Below are 17,942 nucleotides of genomic sequence, written 5' to 3'. Positions count from 1 at the left end.
ACCTATATTTGTCTAAATTTTGAAAGAAGCACAACAATTTGCCTCTTTTAAACATTTTTCCCGCTATCCGCTATATCTTTTCTTGCCTAAAGAAGGCAACAAAAGGATATCGCTGCTATCGGGGCTAAATACAAACAATTCGCTTTTTTTAAGCATTCGGATTATCAAGAAAAAAAAATCTTGAAGTTCAAAAAAAACTAACAATCTATACAAAATGAGTTTTTTTAAAAAATTATTCTCTAGTGATAAAAAAGAGACATTAGACAAAGGTCTTGAAAAAACGAAAACTACTTTTTTCTCTAAACTGAGCAAAGCTGTTGCAGGAAAATCTAAAGTCGATGACGATGTATTGGATGATCTTGAAGAAGTTCTTGTAGGTTCGGATGTTGGGGTTAACACAACCTTAAAAATCATTCAAAGAATAGAAAAAAGAGTTGCTGAAGACAAATATTTAGGAACCGATGAACTGAATCAGATTCTTCGTGACGAAATTGGTGCTTTATTATCTGAGACCAATACAGGCGAAGCGACAGAATTTGAAATCCCAAAAGACAAAAAGCCTTATGTTTTAATGGTTGTGGGGGTAAACGGAGTCGGAAAAACAACTACTATCGGTAAGCTGGCTTATCAGTTTAAAAAAGCGGGGCATAAAGTGGTTCTAGGTGCTGCAGATACTTTCCGTGCGGCAGCTATCGATCAATTGCAAGTCTGGGCGGATCGCGTAAATGTGCCAATTGTAAGACAACAAATGGGAAGTGACCCAGCTTCTGTAGCCTTTGACACGTTGCAGTCGGCTGTTGCACAAGATGCAGACGTGGTAATTATTGATACTGCGGGTCGTCTTCATAACAAAATCAACCTAATGAACGAATTGACAAAAGTAAAACGCGTGATGCAGAAAGTTGTTGCTGATGCTCCACACGATGTGCTTTTAGTTTTGGATGGTTCAACAGGACAGAATGCTTTTGAACAGGCAAAACAATTTACAGCAGCAACTGAAGTAACTTCGCTAGCGGTAACTAAGTTGGACGGAACAGCAAAAGGCGGTGTTGTAATTGGAATCTCGGACCAATTTAAAATTCCAGTAAAATATATTGGTGTTGGCGAAGGAATTGAAGATTTGCAAGTCTTTAATAAATATGAATTTGTCGACAGTTTCTTTAAATAAAAAAATAATGAGTTTTGAATCTTTAAAAAATATATCCGCCGTTACTTTTTATTTTGTAAGCGTGATATGTTTTGTTTTGGCAAATGTTATTAAAGGCAGCAGTCTTTCGTTTTATTATATTTTATTAGTGATTGGTTTGGTTCTTTTCTTTTTGGGAGTCTTAAAAAGAAATCAGACTAAGCGATAATTCTAGAAAAAAAAGTTTTTAGCTTTTATGAAATATTGTGTTTGGATTTTGCTATTTAGTTTACTGTCATGTGTAAATAGAAATGAAGATTCAATAAAAGCTCAAAAAGTTATTGTTATTCAGCCTTTAGGCAATTTTCAGCAAAAACAAGCTCAAAAGGTTTTTGCTGAAATTAAAGCCATTAATCCGAAAGTGGTTTTAATGAAAAATATTGATTTTCCTGAAAACTCTTTTTACAAACCGCGTAATAGGTATCGGGCAGATAGTATTATTAAGAATCTTAAAAATAATATTGGCAGTGATTCTGTTATTGTTGGTTTGTCGCATTTTGATATTAGTACGACAAAAAATAATATCAAAGATTGGGGTGTGATGGGTTTAGGTTATATGCCTGGAAAAGCCTGTGTTGTTTCCGATTTTAGGTTGTCTAAAAAGCATAGAAATAGCCAATTTTATAAATTGGTTTTGCATGAATTAGGTCATACAGCGGGTTTACCGCATTGCAAAATTAAAACTTGTTTAATGCGTGATGCTGAAGGCGGAAACCCACTGAATGAAGAAAAAGATTTTTGTAAAAACTGTAAAGGCTTTTTAAAAAATAAAGGATGGCAATTGATTTAAACTGCAATTCATAATTTACTGATACAAAGCATTAATTTTCTCCCACAACGTTTTGTCAAAATCAGATAGAGCAAGATTGACATTGTCAGCGACATCCCCCATTCTGATTACGACCATTTTCTTGCTTGGAATAACATATATTTTCTGGTCGTTTTTGCCCAAAGCCATAAACATATCGCTTGGCGCGGTCGGAATTATACTGCCTTGAAATGTGAGCTGCGATTGTGGCAAGTGATAAGAAGCTTTTCCGTTGAGCCACCATAAATAACCATATCCTAAATTGATGTGTTGCGAAGTTGTGGTTGCTTCATTGAAATAGGCTTCGTTTAAGATTGTATTATTATCCCATTTTCCTTTGTTCAGCATTAATAATCCAAAACGTGCCATGCTTCTTGTGTTGCTTGTATAAACACTGTTTACGCCAAGTTGCACCCAAGTGCCGTTCATGCCGATTTTGTCTCTTAATTTGGCATTAAAATAGGTTTCCCATTTTTGTCCACTTGCTTTTTCGACTACATCTTGAAGTTTAACGTAGACATTATGATATGCCCATCTTGTTCCGGCATCGGCTTTATAGATTAAATCTTCGGGATCGACATCGTCTGTACTGTCATCAAGTCCAGAAGTCATCGTCAAGAGATGTTTGCAGGTAATCAGGTTTTCTTTGGCGAGTGCTTCGCTTGTCCATCCTGTTCCTAAATATTGTGAAACTTTATTGTTTATGTTCAATGCATTTTCTTGTTGTGCAATTCCGATAACCGTTGAAGTAAGTGTTTTGCCAGCGCTTGCCCAATACCAGCTTGTTGTAGCGGAATGTCCGTTGAAGTAATTCTCTAAGACGATTCTTCCGTTTACGAGAATCATAAAAGATTTAGAGTTTTTTAGTTGTAAATAATCTAAAAGGGGCTGTACTGCTGTCTGCTTCCATCCTAATTCGGCTACTGTTTTGGTTTCCCAGGTTGTGCCTGTTAGAGGTGGGAAATACATTTTTTCTTCTTTAGTGGGAGATTCTTCTTTCGGATCGGTGCTGCAGCTGATAAAGCTTAAGATTATCAGTGCTTTAAAAATGGTTTTGGTCATGTTTTAGTTTTTTGGTTTCAGGCTTTGACCAAAAATATAGAAAATAGTTTAATGTGTTTCCTTATTTTTATTTCTTTTGAGGATTATAAGACTATCTTTGTAGTCCGAAAAAATCTTTTGGAAACTGAAGCCCTAGCCCTGATGGAAGCGGCATCTCCCGATTTAGAAAGCAAGGCTTTTTAGCCGTAGTTTTGTTTATCGGGAATACAGCGGACAGCAGGTATCAGCTCCTTATAAAAATTCAAATACTTATGAAAAACACTCTTATGATTTTGGTTTTATCACTCTTGTTTGTAAGCTGTAAACAAGAAATTAAACCTGAAGATATTGCTAAACTGAACGGATATTGGGAAATTGAAAAAGTGATTATGGAGAAAGGCGAGGAGAAGGATTATAAGATGAACGAGACTTTTGATTTTTTTCAAATTAAAAATAATAAAGGGGTTCGAACTAAAGTGGCTCCGCAGTTTGATGGTACATTTTTAACGACAGATACTTTTGAAAATGTTTCGGTTCGTTTTGCAGGTGACCAGGTATTGTTAGATTATAAAACTGATTATGCGAAATGGAGCGAAGAAATTATTTCGCTATCAGATGATAAATTGGTAGTTAAGAATCCGCAGAAAATAGAATATCATTATAAAAAAGCAGGACCCATAAATCTTTTGAAAGATGGCAAAGAGACTAAATAACGAATCGACAATAAGTGCTGTATTACAGCAAATCATTCAGGTAAATAAATTGCAGCCCGGAATGGATCAGATTGATGTGCGTGATGCCTGGAAAAATCTTATGGGTAGCGGTGTAAATACGTACACCCGAAATGTTGTGTTGAAAGGCAGCACACTTTACGTTGAATTGGGCTCTTCTGTTCTTCGTGAAGAGTTAAGCCACGGAAAATATAAAATCGTAAAAATGATTAACGAAGAGCTTGGGCGTGAGGTCGTGAAGGATGTAGTTCTGAGATAGTGGTCAGTGTTCAGTTTTTTTAGTGTTCAGTTCTGATCAAAATAAAAAAAATCCCGATTTTTTGAAAATCGAGATTTTTTTATTGTAACTGCCAGCTAAAAAACTGAACACTCAATACTAGAACTGCTCTCTTCCTGCAAAGTGGAATGCGCTTTCGATTGCAGCGTTTTCGTCGCTGTCAGATCCGTGAACTGCATTTTCACCGATAGAAGTTGCGTATGCTTTACGAATAGTTCCTTCAGCAGCTTCAGCTGGATTTGTAGCTCCAATCAAAGTTCTGAAATCTTCTACAGCGTTTTCTTTTTCTAAAATTGCAGCAACAATTGGTCCACGAGACATAAATTCAACTAATTCTCCGTAGAAAGGTCTTTCTGCGTGAACTGCATAAAATGCTTTTGCATCTGCTACAGTTAATTGAGTCAATTTTAATGAAACGATCTTGAAACCTCCGTTAGTAATCATTGCTAAGATATTCCCAATGTGTCCGTTTGCAACAGCATCTGGTTTAATCATTGTAAAAGTTCTATTTGTTGCCATTTTTTATTTATTAAATTTTGTGCAAAAGTAGACTTTTTTTGTGAATTGATTTTAATAAATTCATAATTAAAACGTTTGAGAATGGCGTTTTGACCAAAAAAAACTTTTTTCAGAGATTTGGTAGAGACGCACCGCAATACGTCTATCTGCATAAATATGGAAAAATTAGACTTTGAAAATCAATTTGTTTCGGTAAAAGATCCATAAAATAAATGTCCAGATACAAACGTAAACCAATGCTCCGACCAATGAAGCCGTCATCGGATTGCTAAAAAACGGCGCTATCCAGAAGCTGTACAGATAATTTAAGAGATTGATTTTTTCTGAGGAATTATGAGGGTTTCGAAATTCAATCATGACCAATGCCTGTGGAATAATCTGAGAAGCAAAAAACACAATCATTGGGTTTACGCCCCAGATCACGAACAGTCTAAAAGCCTTTCTATAATCGACAATGTCAATTAGGTAATATAAAATTGTAAAAAATACGGTGGCCAAACCCGTGGTGTACAAGACATAACTGCTGGTCCAGAGCGATTTGTTGATCGGGAAAACCAAGTCCCACATTAATCCTAAAAAAATAAGCAAAGTCCCCACGATACCCATTTTCTGTGCTTTTAGAATTTTTGAAGCATCGCGCAATAAAAGCTGCCCAATTAGGAGTCCGATAATTCCGTTAACAATCGAAGGTACGGTGCTTAAAATTCCTTCGGGGTCCCAAGTTACGGTTCCTTGATACATATGTCCTTTTAACAGAATACTGTCAATCCAAGCAGATAGATTGGTTCCTTTTTCGAGATTAGCTTCTCCGATGCCGGGAACTGGAATTAAGGTCATTACAGCCCAATATCCCAATAAGAGAACTAGTCCTGTTATAATTTGTGTTTTTTGGGAAGTTTTTAAATAAAGAAGCGAAACAACAAAATAAACAATCGCAATTCGCTGCAAAACACCCGGAAGACGTACATCCTGGTAAGCTTCGATGCCGCTGTAAGCCAAAATGAGATAGCTAAAAAGTATTAACCAAGCCAGAATATTCTTGAGCTTTAGATTGAAATTTCCCATTAGGGCATAACCTACCGCAAAGGTGATCAGTAAGCGTCCTGTAAGCAACGGAACTCCGTCTAATCCAAACAGCTGAATTTTTCCGAAAAAATTAAAGAAAATACCGAGACACAACATTCTAAGGGAGCGAACCAAAATTTTGTTAAAGGTACTGCCGTCATAAAATTTTTCAGGCATTGCGAGCGGAACAGCAACTCCCATTATGAATACAAAAAAGGGAAAAACCAAATCTGTTGGGGTGCATCCGTTCCAGTCGGCATGAAGTAAGGGCGGATAAACATTGCCCCAATCTCCGGGATTGTTGACGATTGTCATTAATAAAATAGTGAGTCCACGAAAGACATCTAGCGAAATTAAGCGTTCTTTTACCATGGTTTTGGATAAAAAGGTTAGTTAATAATTTTAAAAATCGCTATTTGGTTTATATAACAATAATTTAGAGAAGAGGTGGTTATTTGGTTCTCGTCAATTATGTTTTGTTTTTTAGCCACGAATTACACGAATTTTCACTAATTTTTAAAGAATTTAATTCGTGAAAATTAGTGTAATTTGTGGCAACTTATTTAAATTGTTATAATGTTGAAATTCATTTCTAAAGGTTTTAATTTTTGCACTAAAAGCGGAATCAATTGCTCGCCGTTTTCCAAGTAAAATTCAGAAAAATTATTCTGGCGTTCTTGCAAACTGTTATTTGGGAACAATTCAAATTGCAAATCAGTAATGCGTTGTAATTGGTCTTGCAATTTTCTTTTTTGTGCTTTTAACAAACGTTTTTCTAGATTTTCTAAACCTTTCTTTTGTTTTGTTTCCTGAGCCTTTACAGCTCCAGAAAACGATTTGTCGGTTTGTTCGGCCAATTCAAAAAGATATTTGAACTGATTTTCTAATGCTTGTTTCTGCATTGTCAAATCAATTGGAAACGGTGAAAGTTTATGCGTAACTTGATTGATTAAATTTTCAGGTTTCGAAAATAAATCTTTCCAGCTTAAGTTTAAATTGTCTGCTTTTTTTGCTTGTTTTTCGGTTGCGAGAAGAACAGAATTACGAACTAAAAGTATTGGGAATGTAATGTTTACAGCATCAAAAAAAGCTTTTAGTTCCAACCAATAAGCAATTTCGCCGCCTCCGCCAATGTAACATAGATTTGGCAAGATAATTTCCTGATATAATGGGCGCATAATTACATTTGGACTGAATTTTTCCGGATGGTTTTGCAATTCAGAGAAGATTTCCTCCTTAGAAAATGAGATTTTGGTATGGTTTACATAATATTTGTCATTTTCAAAAATGATTCTTTCACGCAGTTTATCTTCAATGTAAAATAAATTGATTTCGCGCGGATTTACCTGTACACTATATTGGTCCAGTTTTTTGATTGTTTCCTGAACAGTTTTATAAGAAGTTTGATTTTCTAATTCTTCTTTTGCAAACGGAATAAAAGCACGTTTTAAATCGGCGTCGTCTGCATCAATAATCACCAATCCATACGAAGCAAATAAGCTGTTGGCTAAAAAACGAGTGGCATCGGCAAGATTTTCATGTTTTAAATAAGCGTCTTCAAAAAGTTTTTTTAGTGTATTGGCATTGGTGCTTGATCCTAATTCTTTAGAGTATATTTCAAAAAACTCTTCAAGTCCTTTTGTAGAAAGTCTTCCAACCGGGCCGGTGCTTTCTGCGTTCCAGCGGAACTTTTTTCCTCTAAAGTTAAAGTAGTTTATTTCCTCAAAATCATGATCTTCTGTCGCCATCCAATAAATGGGAACGAAATTGTAAGAAGGATAGTTAGACTTTAATTCTTTAGTTAAATTGATTGTCGAAATAATTTTATATAAGAAATACAATGGTCCGCTGAATAAATTCAGCTGATGTCCGGTTGTAATTGTGAATGTATTTTCGAGCGCTAAAAGTTCAATATGCTGCTTCGTTAAATCTGAAATTTCAATATTGGCATATTGCTTTTTTAAGGTATTCACTAAAGTGCTTCGATTGGCCGAATCAAAATTGGATTGTTTTTCTTCGATTTGTTTTTCAAAGTTTTCCAGAGTTGGAAAATGATTGTACAGCGGTTTTAATTCTGATTTCTGATCTAAATAATCTTGCATTAGTTTAGAGAAATATCCTGAAGTTTGGTAGCTGATACAGTCGGTAGGCATAATTATAGATTTATTTTTGACAGCTGTAAATTTAATGAAAATATACTCTTAAAAATGGATTTAACGAATGCTTAAGATTTGTTTTTTGGTATGTGTTTAAGATCTTAAATATCAGTAATTTGGTTTTTGATTATGCATTTGAAAATATGATTCTCTAAAGTCGCATTTTCCAATAGCTGATTTGTGTTTTTTGTTAAAATATTGAGAGTATGATAAAAGTATTGTTTGTGAATATGTGTTTTTAATAATGAAACTCTATTTTTGCAAGAAAATGTTTTTTGTAAAGACTCCGTTTGTTTTTTGAAAAGCAGTTAAGAAAAAATATCAGAACTAAATGAAAACAACTTCTAATCAAAAGAACTCACTAAAACATGTTCTTTTTGGCAGCTTAATTGGCACCACAATCGAATTTTTTGACTTTTATATTTATGCCAATGCTGCAGTCCTGGTTTTTCCGCAGTTGTTTTTTCCAAGTTCTAATCCGGCAATGGCAACTTTAGAGTCTTTAGCGACTTTCTCAATAGCCTTTTTGTCGCGTCCGTTGGGATCGGCATTTTTTGGACATTACGGAGATAAAATTGGTCGCAAATTTACCTTGGTTGCAGCTTTATTAACCATGGGAATTTCGACAGTAACCATCGGATTTTTGCCGAGCTACGATAGTATCGGTTTCGCCGCTCCTCTGCTTTTAATGCTTTGCAGATTCGGACAGGGAGTGGGCTTAGGAGGCGAATGGGGTGGGGCAGTGTTGCTCGCCATAGAAAATGCCCCACCCAATAAACGTGCTTGGTACGGAATGTTTCCGCAATTAGGTGCTCCAATCGGATTACTGCTTTCCGGCGGGACTTTCCTTTTATTGACAGATTCGATGAGCAATAAAGATTTTATGGATTATGGCTGGAGAATCCCGTTTATTGCCAGTTCGCTGTTGGTTGTAGTTGGTTTTTATATCAGAACAAAAATTACAGAAACGCCTTCATTCGAAAATTCTAAAAAAGAGCACGAAGAAGTAAAAGTTCCTTTTTTGACTCTAGTCAAATCATATAAAAACCAATTGATTTTTGGAACATTTGCGGCAATAACAACATTTTTGGTCTTTTATCTTATGACGGTATTTACCTTGAGCTGGGCAACTTCAGACTTGGGAATTGTAAAAAGAGACGGATTGTTGATTCAATTATTCTCAGTATTGTTTTTCGCACTTTTTATTCCAGTTTCGGCTGTTGTGGCAGATAAAATAGGTCGCCGTAAAATGTTGATTGCAGCAACAGCAGCCATCGGTATTTTCGGTTTTTTCTTTTCTTATTTTTTAACCGAAGGAAATATCGCATTGGTCGCTACTTTTGCCTGTATCGGAATGACCTTGATGGGATTCACTTATGGCCCGCTGGGAACTTTTCTGTCTGAATTATTTCCGACAAATGTTCGTTATTCTGGCGCATCATTAACTTTTAATTTGGCAGGAATATTAGGAGCAGCATTTGCGCCCGTAATTGCAATCTGGCTTGCTTCTACCTATAGCGTAAGTTATGTAGGTTTGTATTTAACGGCGGCGGCATTAATATCTTTGATTTCATTTTTAGTGATAAGTAAAGACGAACATAAGTTTTAACGGGTTCATAAAAATATTTAAAAGCAGTAATGTAAAAAATTACTGCTTTTTTTTTGCTAGTTTAAAAAGTATTTAGATATTTGTCTAAATATGTAAATAGATGAATGATATTTTTAAAGCATTAAATGATGCAACCCGAAGAGAAATTTTGGAACTCTTAAGGCAAAAGGATTTGTCTGCGGGCGAAATTGCAGATGCATTTAGTATATCTAAACCTAGCATTTCGCATCATTTGGATATTTTAAGACGAGCAGATTTAATTACGTCCGAAAAAAAAGGGCAATTCATCATTTATTCCATCAATACCACCATAATGGAAGATGTTTTGCAATGGATACTAACCTTTAAAAAATAAAAAATGAATTTAGAATTTAAAAAAGAGCTTCCAATTATTGGAATTGTTTTGATGCCTTTTGTTTATTTGGCTCTAATTTGGAATAGTTTGCCTGAAAGAGTACCTATTCATTGGAATTCTGACGGAGAAATAGACAATTGGGGAAGCAAATTTACTTTAATCCTTATGCTGTTTATGCTTCCTGTTCTAACATATGCAATTATGTCTGTGGTTTCAAAAATCGACCCTAAAAACAAAATGCCGTTAATGGGAGGCAAATTCTACCAACTTAAATTTTTCTTGGTTCTTTTTATGTCATTGCTTGCTTTGGTCATCGTTTATATGACTAAAACAAAATCTTCTAGTCCGAGTTTTGTTTTTGTATTAATAGGTTTTTTATTTACATTTTTTGGTAATTATTTTAAAGTAATTCGACCAAATTACTTTATCGGGATAAGAACGCCTTGGACTTTAGAAAGCGAGGAGGTATGGAGGATAACCCATAATTTTGCTGGCAAGCTTTGGTTTGTATCCGGATTTTTAATCATTGCAGGGAGTTTTGTTATCGAAAGTTCCGTTTTTGTGATGGTCTTCTTAGGAATTGTTCTTGTTATTTCGCTTATTCCTGTTATTTATTCGTTTTTGACGCATAAAAGATTAAAGAAGTAAAATATATAAAATCGATGCTAGTGATTCATGTTTTGATGCTTTTAAAACAGCTTTTTGTTTCACTATCAAATAATTGCTGCTGATTTTAAACATAAAGGTTCGTAAAAATAGTATTTACGAACCTTTTTGAATTAATGCGAATTGATGATTTTTTATCTCTTCAAACTAAAATGGCCTCTAAATTCGGCTCCATTAAGTCGGGTAACAACAAACCAGTAGTCTGAAGAAGGCTCTTGATATCCTAGATAAGTTCCGTCCCAAGAAGTGTCGGAACGTAATTCCTTAATTAACTTTCCGTAACGGTCAAAAATTCGGATACTGCTGTTAGGAGCTAAATAAGCAAAATCAATTGTCCATGTATCATTATGACCATCATTATTTGGAGTAAAGAATTTTGGATAAGGAAGTTCCTCAACAAAATGGATACAATCACCAGTTGTTGCTTCTAAAATGTTTATGGTAACAGGAATTCTATCGCTTTCACATTTATTAATAGTTTGAGTAGCATAATAAGTAATTCCATTTTCAAGAAGTGTTGATTCCGATAAAGGATTATTTGAAGAAATACTTTCATACCATTTTATATCCTGTCCAGAAATCTCAATATTTTTGATTTTTGCATTTTTTTGAATACAAAATGATTGCGGAGAATCTGAAATAGGAATTTGCGTATCGTGGATTTTTACTGTTACAGCAAATCGCAGACTTTCGCAATTATCTAAAGTTTGTGTAGCATAATAAACTGCGTTTTGTAACAAGGTTGTTTCGGGTAAAGGTATTCCGCTTGTCGCTGTTTCGTACCATTGTATGTTGGTTCCTACTACATTTAAATTTTCTAAAGTAGCAATTTCATCAATACAGAATTGTTGGCTGTTATTTCCAGTTGGGAAAGCAGTATCATAGACCTTTACTAAAACAGCTATTCGGTCGCTTTCACAACCAATAGTTTGCGAAGCATAATACGTTTTGTTGTTTTCTAATACAGTTGAGTTGGGTAAAACTGCTGCTGCGAAATTAGTATCGTACCATCTTATATTTTGTCCGTTAATCTGAATATCTTGTAGAGTCGGGTTTTCGCTTTTACAAAATTCTGTATTCCCATTTGCATTTGGCGCAATCGGTGTGTCTATAAGTGAAACTGTAACTCCAAACCTAGAGCTTTCACAATTGTTTTCTGTTTGAGAAGCGTAGTACGTTTTGCCATTCTCGATAGTTGTTGTTTCAACTAATAACTTTCCATTTGTTAGTGCATCGTACCATTTTATTGAAGTACCTGCAATTTTTACGAGTGCTAAAGTCGGATTTTGTCCTGTGCAAAATGTCTGATTCGCATCAGCAGAAGGCGCAGGAGTATCTTGAATTTTTATAGATACAGCTATTCTCTCGCTTTCACAGCCGTTTATTGTTTGTGAAGCATAATAGGTTTTGTGGTCTTGAAGTAAAGTTGTGTTAGGCAAAAGAGATCCATTTGTTAAGTCGTCGTACCACTTTAAGTTTTGACCAGTAACAACAATTGAATTCAGTGTAGCATTTTGTTGAATGCAGAAGATTTGAGGGGTCTCTAAAGTAGGTTTTTGAGTAAAATTTGTAAAAGGAGTTATAACAACTGTGGTTGCATTCGAAACACAGCCATTGTTATTTTTGATCTTAACAAGATAGTTTTTTGGGTCAAGGTTTGTTTTTGTAGCATTTGTAGTCCAGCTAATACCATCGTCAAAACTATATTCTGATGCAATTTCGGTAATTGTAATACTGCCTTTAGGATTATTGCAATCGGGCTGGATAGTTGTAAATGCAGGATTGTTTGGATAATCTGTTGGAGTATTAATGGTCGCAGCTAATGGAGCAGACTCGCATCCACTACTGTTTTTGACGCGAACCATATAATTTCCAGCGACTAAATTTCCAGAATTTGGATTTGTTGAATAATTTTTACCATTATCAAAACTGTATTGATCAGCGGTACTTGTAATTAAGATTGAGCCAAACGGATTACTACAAGTAACAGGCTGCGTAATATTTAAAGTTGGAATTGCGGGAGCATCTGGTGCTGCATTTATAGTGGCTTTATATGCAATAGAAGCACAGCCGTCTGTGTATTTTATGCGGATAAAATAACTTCCAGGAGATAAACTAGCCGTATTGTTGGTATTCCAAGTAAAGCCGTCATCAAAACTATATAGATTTGCAACCGTAGAAACCATAACGGTACCCGAAGCAGAATTACAGCCAGTTGGGTCTGTGACTACCACTTGCGGTGCTGCAGGAATTGCAGGTGCCGCTTGTATAGTGACAGATGCTGGAAGAGAAATGCAACCAGAACTATTTTTAATCACCAAATCATAGGTTTTCTCAAGTAAATTAGATTTTGTATTGGATGTGCCAAATGTGATTCCGTTATCAAAGCTATACAAATCGGCAGCAGTATTGATTGTAATTGATCCCGTAGAATTGGTACAGGTGGGGTGAGTTGCTGTAAAATCAGGAGCAGGAAGTGCTGATACAGGAGAAATTGTAACAGGAGCAGCATCTGAAATACAACCTGATGCATTTTTAATTTTTATAAAATAAGTTCCAGGAGAAAGATCTGTTTTTGTATTCGAAAAAACATAGGTCAATCCGTTATCATAGCTATAGGTTGCTGCATTTGTTGTAATGGTAATAGAACCTTTTGATGAGTTGCAGCTTGGCTGAGTCGTTGTAAAATCTGGAGCCGCAATCGTAGTGCCAGAACTCAGATTCACAACAGTTGTTGCCGATTCGCAACTATAGGAGTTTGTTATGATTTTAATAATATAAGTACCAGCTCCAATATTTGTTTTTGTAGGATTTGTTGTCCAGCTATTTCCGTCATTGAAACTGTAACTTAAGGCTGACGTAGTTATAGTGATGCTGCCATCAGTAGCACCACAGGAAGAAGGTTGTACAATCTTTACAGCTGGTGCCGCAGGAATTGCTGGAGGAGTATTTATATTAGCGTAACGCATTGAAGAGGTACAGCCTTGAGCGTTTTTTATCATTACATCGTATGAGCCGCCAGCTAAATTTTTCTTTATGGGGTTTGTAGTCCAAGTTGCTCCTCCATCAAAACTATATTGGTCTGCAGTAGAATTAACTATAATAGTTCCAGTAGGAGTGCCGCACGTAGGCTGGATAGTATTTATAGTCGGAGTTGGTAAATAATATTTGTTTATAGATACATATTTCAAATTTGATTTACAGCCTATTGCATTTTTAATTAGGATGTTATAAAATGAATTTGAAGGATTTAAAAGAATGGGATTTGTAGTCCAAGTGCTTCCCCCATCAAAACTATAATTGTCCGCAGGAGTTGTAACAGTAATACTTCCTCCGTTGCCACAACTTGGTTGAACTACTTTTACGTTTGGAGTGGGAAGATAATAAGGTTTGATGTAGATGGATATGCTATTAGATTTACAACCTGTTGCATTTTTTATCATAATACTGTAATAACCAGAAGTAAGTCCGGAAAGAACTGGATTAGTTGTCCAAGTATTTCCATTGTCAAAGCTGTAAGAATTTGCAACTGTTGCAATAGTAATACTTCCATTCGTACCACATGTTGGCTGGATTACTGTAAAATCTGGATTAGGTAAATAATATTGTTGTAAGTAAGCGGATGTACCATACCGATAAGACGTGCAACCAGAAGCACTTTTTACTACTAAAGCGTAAGAGTTTGGACTTAGATTAGTAAAGACAGGATTAGTACTCCAAGTTGTACCTCCATCTATACTATATTGTGTTTCAGTTGAGGTAAAGGTTATGCTTCCTCCAACTCCACAAGTTGGTTGTGTTATTTTATAAGTAGGTGCTGGAAGATAAAACTCTTGAAGTGATACTTGGGTTGAGTTAGAAATACAGCCTTGAGCATTCTTGATTATTGGATAATAATACCCAGCTGAAAGATTCGAAAAAACAGGATTTGTGGTCCAAGTTATCCCGTCAATACTATAAGAGCTAGCGGTTGTATTGATTGTAATACTTCCTTTTGTTCCGCATCCTGGCTGTATGGAGATTACTTTGGGCTGTGCCAACTTCGAGGTATCCATATAGATAGAAATGTAATTGGATGTACAATTATCTTTTTTTATCATTAAATTGTAATATCCCTGACCTAAATTATTAAAAACATTACTTGTACTCCAGGTTGCACCAAAATCGATACTGTAATAATCTGCAGTAGTGTTGAATGTGATATTGCCAATATTCCCACAACTTGGATTGGTAACCGTATAATCTGGATCAGGAAGTTTTGGATTGTTAATCGAAATGCCTACGGAGTTAGAAACGCATCCTAAATTGTTTTTTATTGCAATGACGTAACGCCAGTAAGAATTAAGATTTGTTAAGGAGGGAGACGTTCCCCAGGTATTACCTCCATCAAAACTATAAAAATCTGCAACTGTATTTATTGTAATGCTGCCTGAGGATGTACATGTAGGTTGAACAGCAGTATAATCGGGTACATCTATATTTGGATTATTTAAGTAAATAGTATATGGAGAAGATGTGCAGCCAAGATTATTTTTTATAATGATGCTGTAAATACCTGGAGGTAATGATTTAGAATTAAGGGTTGTCCACGTCGCTCCATTGTCAAAACTATAGAAGTCGGATAATGAGTTGATGGTGATTCTACCATTTACACCACAAGTTGGCTGTTCTGAGGTGATAATTGGCGAATTCAGGTAAGGCTGATACAAATAAACATAATTAGCGGCGCTGATACATCCCGCACTGTTCTTTATTTTTATCTGATAGGTTCCATAAGGTAAAACTTTAACATTATTGCTAGTCCAAGTCGCACCATTATCAAAACTATAGGAATCTGCTACTGTATTAATAGTAATGGTGCCATCCGTTCCGCAAACTGGTTGTTCAGTTGTATATTCAGGATAGGAATCTTTAAAATCATTTAAATATGCATAAGTGTAAAAAGACGTGCAGCCCAAAGCGTTTTTGATTCCTAAAGGATAACTTCCCGGATTTAAATTGCTCATTGTATTGTTTGTAACCCATGTAGCTCCTCCGTCAAAAGTGTAAAAATCTGCAACAGTATTGATGGTTATACTGCCTTTTGTGCTACAAGCGGGTAATACAACGGTATAAGTTGGGGTTTCTAGCGTATTGCTGCTGATAAGTACATTGTTTGCCGACGAAATGCAACCTTGTAAATCTTTGGTACGAATTTTATAATTGGCTGGAGAAAGATTGTTTGCAGTAGAATTATTTACCCAAGTAACACCATCATCAAAGCTATAGTATGAAGCTGGAGTTGTGATGATAATACTGCCTTTATCTCCACAAAACAAAGGATTGGTATAGGTGTAATTTGGATACAAAGTAGAAGCACCTGTAATAGTTACGCTTTGAGAATAGGAAGTACATCCATTTACGGTCTTTATTTTTACTAAATAAGTTCCAGGGTATAAATTGCTTTTTGTGTCGTTTGCGCTCCAAGTCCGGCCGTCATCAAAGCTATATTCTGATGCTGGTGAGGTTACTTTTATTGTTCCAGTTGTAGAAAAACAAGAAGGTTGCGTAATTTGCAAGGCAGGCGAAACAGCGGTTTGGCTAGGTTCAATGGTGACACTTGCATTGCTCGTGCATCCAAACGAATCAGTAACAGTAACCGAATAATCTCCTAAAGAAGTCACTCTAATACTTTGCGTTGTTTCTCCTGTGTTCCATAAATACGAAGATCCTGAAGAAGCAGTTAATACAGTACTCCCAGAACAAACATTTAGTATTCCACTAATGTTTGCAGTAGGATTTCTTACCTCCAAACTGGCAGAAATTATTTTGTAGCACGTAGCATCCTTACTTACCCTAACAAAGATAGAAGCGCTTGAACTTGGATAACTGGTAAAATTTGTAATCGGATTCAAGTTTGACTCTGCTTCGTTGTAATTTTTGAAGTAACTAAAATTTAAACCAGCAGTAGAAGAGACAATTAAAGGATTTAATTTAGATAAATCAAAATTTTCACTTCCATCACGGTTTGCATCGCATTCTGATATTTTAGCAGTCGTTACATTAATGGTACAATCTGAAGAGCAATTCAAAAAAGAAATATCCCACCCAGGATTTGCATCAGAGTCAGTGGCTGAGTCAAAGGTGGTTCCGGTGCAAGAATTCCCAGAAATGTCATAATCTATTTGTACACCTACATTATAATTTGCATTTGTAATGTTTGGAAAATCACTAGGTTTTAATGAAAAGCAAAATTTTTTGTTTGCAATATCTAAGCTTGATGTAGTCGATGTAGTATAAACCGAAACATTATTGCTGTTGTAGACATTTAAGGTGATTTGTTTTACTGATGCAGAGATTCCTCCAGAGTTAGGAATAGTATAACTGCCACACACTGAAATTGGTAAAGTTGGACAAACTTTGTTCAAAGGATCAAGCTCAATAGATCCTTGCAGGTTTTCTGCAGAATTTAAGACGCAGACATCGTCTACATACATATATCCGAAATGCCCACCTAATCCGCATCGTGAAGCCATAAACTCAACTGTAAATTCTTCGTTGTTCGGAATTGATGAAATGTTCAATAATCCAGATTGCCAATTAGAAGTATATAGGGTAACATAACCCGAAGACTGACTCGGAACCTTACTGAAAATGCAATTTTTTTCATCTCCTACCAAACAAAATTCACTAACAACAACCTTGTTCTTATTTAAAATGCGTGCTTTTACAAAAGCTTGGTTATCAGTATGACTATTGTCGTAAACACTTTGCAATACGGCTTTGTAGTTAAACTTTAGATAATTTTCATTATTTGTTTTAAATCGTTTTCCCTGAACAATAGACCCGTAAGTCGACGAGTTCTCGTAATTAATTTTAAGAGCATATTGATCAAATGCTTTGATGTCTCCTATATATGGGTCAACTAGATTGGCAGAAACGGTAGTTGCCATAATGTTCATATTATTAGGATTATAGCGATTGATATAGGAATCGGCAGTATTAGAAATAGATCGGCATTGCGTTGGGCCAGGAGGGTCGCCAATTGTGTACAGAAAATTTTTGAGATAACTGCTTCCGCTAATTGTTTCATATTGTTCAAAACCTCCGTTTGTACACATTTCTACTCCCTGAAGGATTGTGGCTGCTTTAGAAGTCAGACTGCCATCATTCGAATTAAGAATTATTTTTCTTAAACTAAGGACTTCAGCTTTTCTTTTTTCTTCTCTGATTTTCAAAAACTGTTTTTGTTCTTCCAAATTTTGAATTATGTGACCGTATTTATCTTCCAATAAAGATAAATTCGGATTAGCTTCTTGTGCAAAAACACAAGTAATTTTCATGAAAACAGTAAATAAGAGTAAAATTCTAAGCTTCATTTAGTAAAATTTTGTTGACAAATATAGACAAAAAACTATGCGCTAAATCTTAAACCCAAACTGTTTTTGTAAGTTTTATATCGATAAAAAAAACTTAAAACATTTTAGTGGCATAAGCCTAATGCTACGACTTATTTCTTTTGTCAAAACAAAGCTAAATATCCCGTACTT

12 protein-coding genes are annotated in these 17,942 nt (G+C 35.4%); 7 read left to right on the top strand and 5 right to left on the bottom strand.

From position 1 onward, the window contains the following. Positions 1–214 precede the first annotated feature (214 nt). Both ftsY and E0W73_RS04270 read left to right on the top strand, forming a co-directional pair. A complete protein-coding gene (gene ftsY / locus E0W73_RS04280) occupies positions 215–1,168 on the top strand; it encodes a signal recognition particle-docking protein FtsY (RefSeq protein ID WP_135220856.1) in 954 nt (317 codons plus the stop codon). 214 nt (positions 1,169–1,382) lie between these two features. Beyond that, entirely contained in the window at positions 1,383–1,976 is a 594-nt protein-coding gene (locus E0W73_RS04270; protein WP_135220854.1) for a zinc-dependent metalloprotease family protein, read from the top strand. Between the two features lie 15 nt (positions 1,977–1,991). Here E0W73_RS04270 and E0W73_RS04265 read toward each other — a convergent pair whose 3' ends face one another. Further along, positions 1,992–3,056, bottom strand: coding sequence for a serine hydrolase domain-containing protein (locus E0W73_RS04265; RefSeq protein ID WP_135220853.1), 1,065 nt, complete (start codon positions 3,054–3,056; stop codon positions 1,992–1,994). Positions 3,057–3,307: 251 nt separating this feature from the next. On the opposite strand from E0W73_RS04265, the gene E0W73_RS04260 reads away from it, so the two are divergent. After that, positions 3,308–3,748 (top strand): lipocalin-like domain-containing protein, encoded by a 441-nt coding sequence (locus E0W73_RS04260; RefSeq protein ID WP_135220852.1) that lies wholly within the window; start codon positions 3,308–3,310, stop codon positions 3,746–3,748. Next, positions 3,729–4,025: a DUF721 domain-containing protein gene (locus E0W73_RS04255; protein ID WP_135220851.1), complete on the top strand. Its 297-nt coding sequence runs from the start codon at positions 3,729–3,731 to the stop codon at positions 4,023–4,025. The genes E0W73_RS04260 and E0W73_RS04255 overlap by 20 nt, the downstream gene beginning before the upstream one ends. 117 nt (positions 4,026–4,142) lie before the next feature. Here E0W73_RS04255 and E0W73_RS04250 read toward each other — a convergent pair whose 3' ends face one another. From E0W73_RS04250 to bshC, 3 genes are all read right to left on the bottom strand, one after another. After that, positions 4,143–4,562, bottom strand: coding sequence for a nucleoside-diphosphate kinase (locus tag E0W73_RS04250; RefSeq protein WP_071634812.1), 420 nt, complete (start codon positions 4,560–4,562; stop codon positions 4,143–4,145). A 165-nt stretch (positions 4,563–4,727) separates the two neighbouring features. Then, positions 4,728–5,999: an acyltransferase family protein gene (locus E0W73_RS04245; protein WP_135220850.1), complete on the bottom strand. Its 1,272-nt coding sequence runs from the start codon at positions 5,997–5,999 to the stop codon at positions 4,728–4,730. Between the two features lie 191 nt (positions 6,000–6,190). Beyond that, the gene (gene bshC / locus E0W73_RS04240; protein WP_135220849.1) at positions 6,191–7,780 is read right to left on the bottom strand and encodes a bacillithiol biosynthesis cysteine-adding enzyme BshC; all 1,590 of its coding nucleotides are present in this window, start codon (positions 7,778–7,780) and stop codon (positions 6,191–6,193) included. A 334-nt stretch (positions 7,781–8,114) separates the two neighbouring features. Here bshC and E0W73_RS04235 point away from each other — a divergent pair, with 334 nt between their 5' ends. From E0W73_RS04235 to E0W73_RS04225, 3 genes are all read left to right on the top strand, one after another. Beyond that, complete coding sequence (locus E0W73_RS04235; protein ID WP_135220848.1) at positions 8,115–9,392, top strand: MFS transporter; 1,278 nt, start codon at positions 8,115–8,117, stop codon at positions 9,390–9,392. Positions 9,393–9,492: 100 nt separating this feature from the next. After that, positions 9,493–9,747, top strand: coding sequence for an autorepressor SdpR family transcription factor (locus E0W73_RS04230; protein WP_135220847.1), 255 nt, complete (start codon positions 9,493–9,495; stop codon positions 9,745–9,747). Between the two features lie 3 nt (positions 9,748–9,750). Continuing rightward, positions 9,751–10,395, top strand: a complete 645-nt coding sequence (locus tag E0W73_RS04225; protein WP_135220846.1) for an SdpI family protein — start codon at positions 9,751–9,753, stop codon at positions 10,393–10,395. A gap of 152 nt (positions 10,396–10,547) precedes the next feature. On the opposite strand, the gene E0W73_RS04220 is transcribed toward E0W73_RS04225, so the two are convergent. Further along, the gene (locus E0W73_RS04220; RefSeq protein WP_135220845.1) at positions 10,548–17,771 is read right to left on the bottom strand and encodes a T9SS type B sorting domain-containing protein; all 7,224 of its coding nucleotides are present in this window, start codon (positions 17,769–17,771) and stop codon (positions 10,548–10,550) included. Between the last annotated feature and the right edge of the window lie 171 nt (positions 17,772–17,942).

Origin of the sequence: Flavobacterium foetidum, from assembly GCF_004634245.1 — a bacterium.
Taxonomy (GTDB): domain Bacteria; phylum Bacteroidota; class Bacteroidia; order Flavobacteriales; family Flavobacteriaceae; genus Flavobacterium; species Flavobacterium foetidum.
This window is presented reverse-complemented; position numbering and strand designations above follow the sequence as displayed.

Excerpts from the sequence above, each read along its gene's own strand:
- E0W73_RS04270 (WP_135220854.1), top strand. The coding sequence starts at position 1,383 with ATGAAATATTGTGTTTGGATTTTGCTATTTAGTTTACTGTCATGTGTA.
- bshC (WP_135220849.1), bottom strand. The coding sequence starts at position 7,780 with ATGCCTACCGACTGTATCAGCTACCAAACTTCAGGATATTTCTCTAAA.
- E0W73_RS04265 (WP_135220853.1), bottom strand. The coding sequence starts at position 3,056 with ATGACCAAAACCATTTTTAAAGCACTGATAATCTTAAGCTTTATCAGC.
- E0W73_RS04225 (WP_135220846.1), top strand. The coding sequence starts at position 9,751 with ATGAATTTAGAATTTAAAAAAGAGCTTCCAATTATTGGAATTGTTTTG.
- E0W73_RS04250 (WP_071634812.1), bottom strand. The coding sequence starts at position 4,562 with ATGGCAACAAATAGAACTTTTACAATGATTAAACCAGATGCTGTTGCA.
- E0W73_RS04235 (WP_135220848.1), top strand. The coding sequence starts at position 8,115 with ATGAAAACAACTTCTAATCAAAAGAACTCACTAAAACATGTTCTTTTT.
- ftsY (WP_135220856.1), top strand. The coding sequence starts at position 215 with ATGAGTTTTTTTAAAAAATTATTCTCTAGTGATAAAAAAGAGACATTA.
- E0W73_RS04260 (WP_135220852.1), top strand. The coding sequence starts at position 3,308 with ATGAAAAACACTCTTATGATTTTGGTTTTATCACTCTTGTTTGTAAGC.
- E0W73_RS04245 (WP_135220850.1), bottom strand. The coding sequence starts at position 5,999 with ATGGTAAAAGAACGCTTAATTTCGCTAGATGTCTTTCGTGGACTCACT.
- E0W73_RS04220 (WP_135220845.1), bottom strand. The coding sequence starts at position 17,771 with ATGAAGCTTAGAATTTTACTCTTATTTACTGTTTTCATGAAAATTACT.
- E0W73_RS04255 (WP_135220851.1), top strand. The coding sequence starts at position 3,729 with ATGGCAAAGAGACTAAATAACGAATCGACAATAAGTGCTGTATTACAG.
- E0W73_RS04230 (WP_135220847.1), top strand. The coding sequence starts at position 9,493 with ATGAATGATATTTTTAAAGCATTAAATGATGCAACCCGAAGAGAAATT.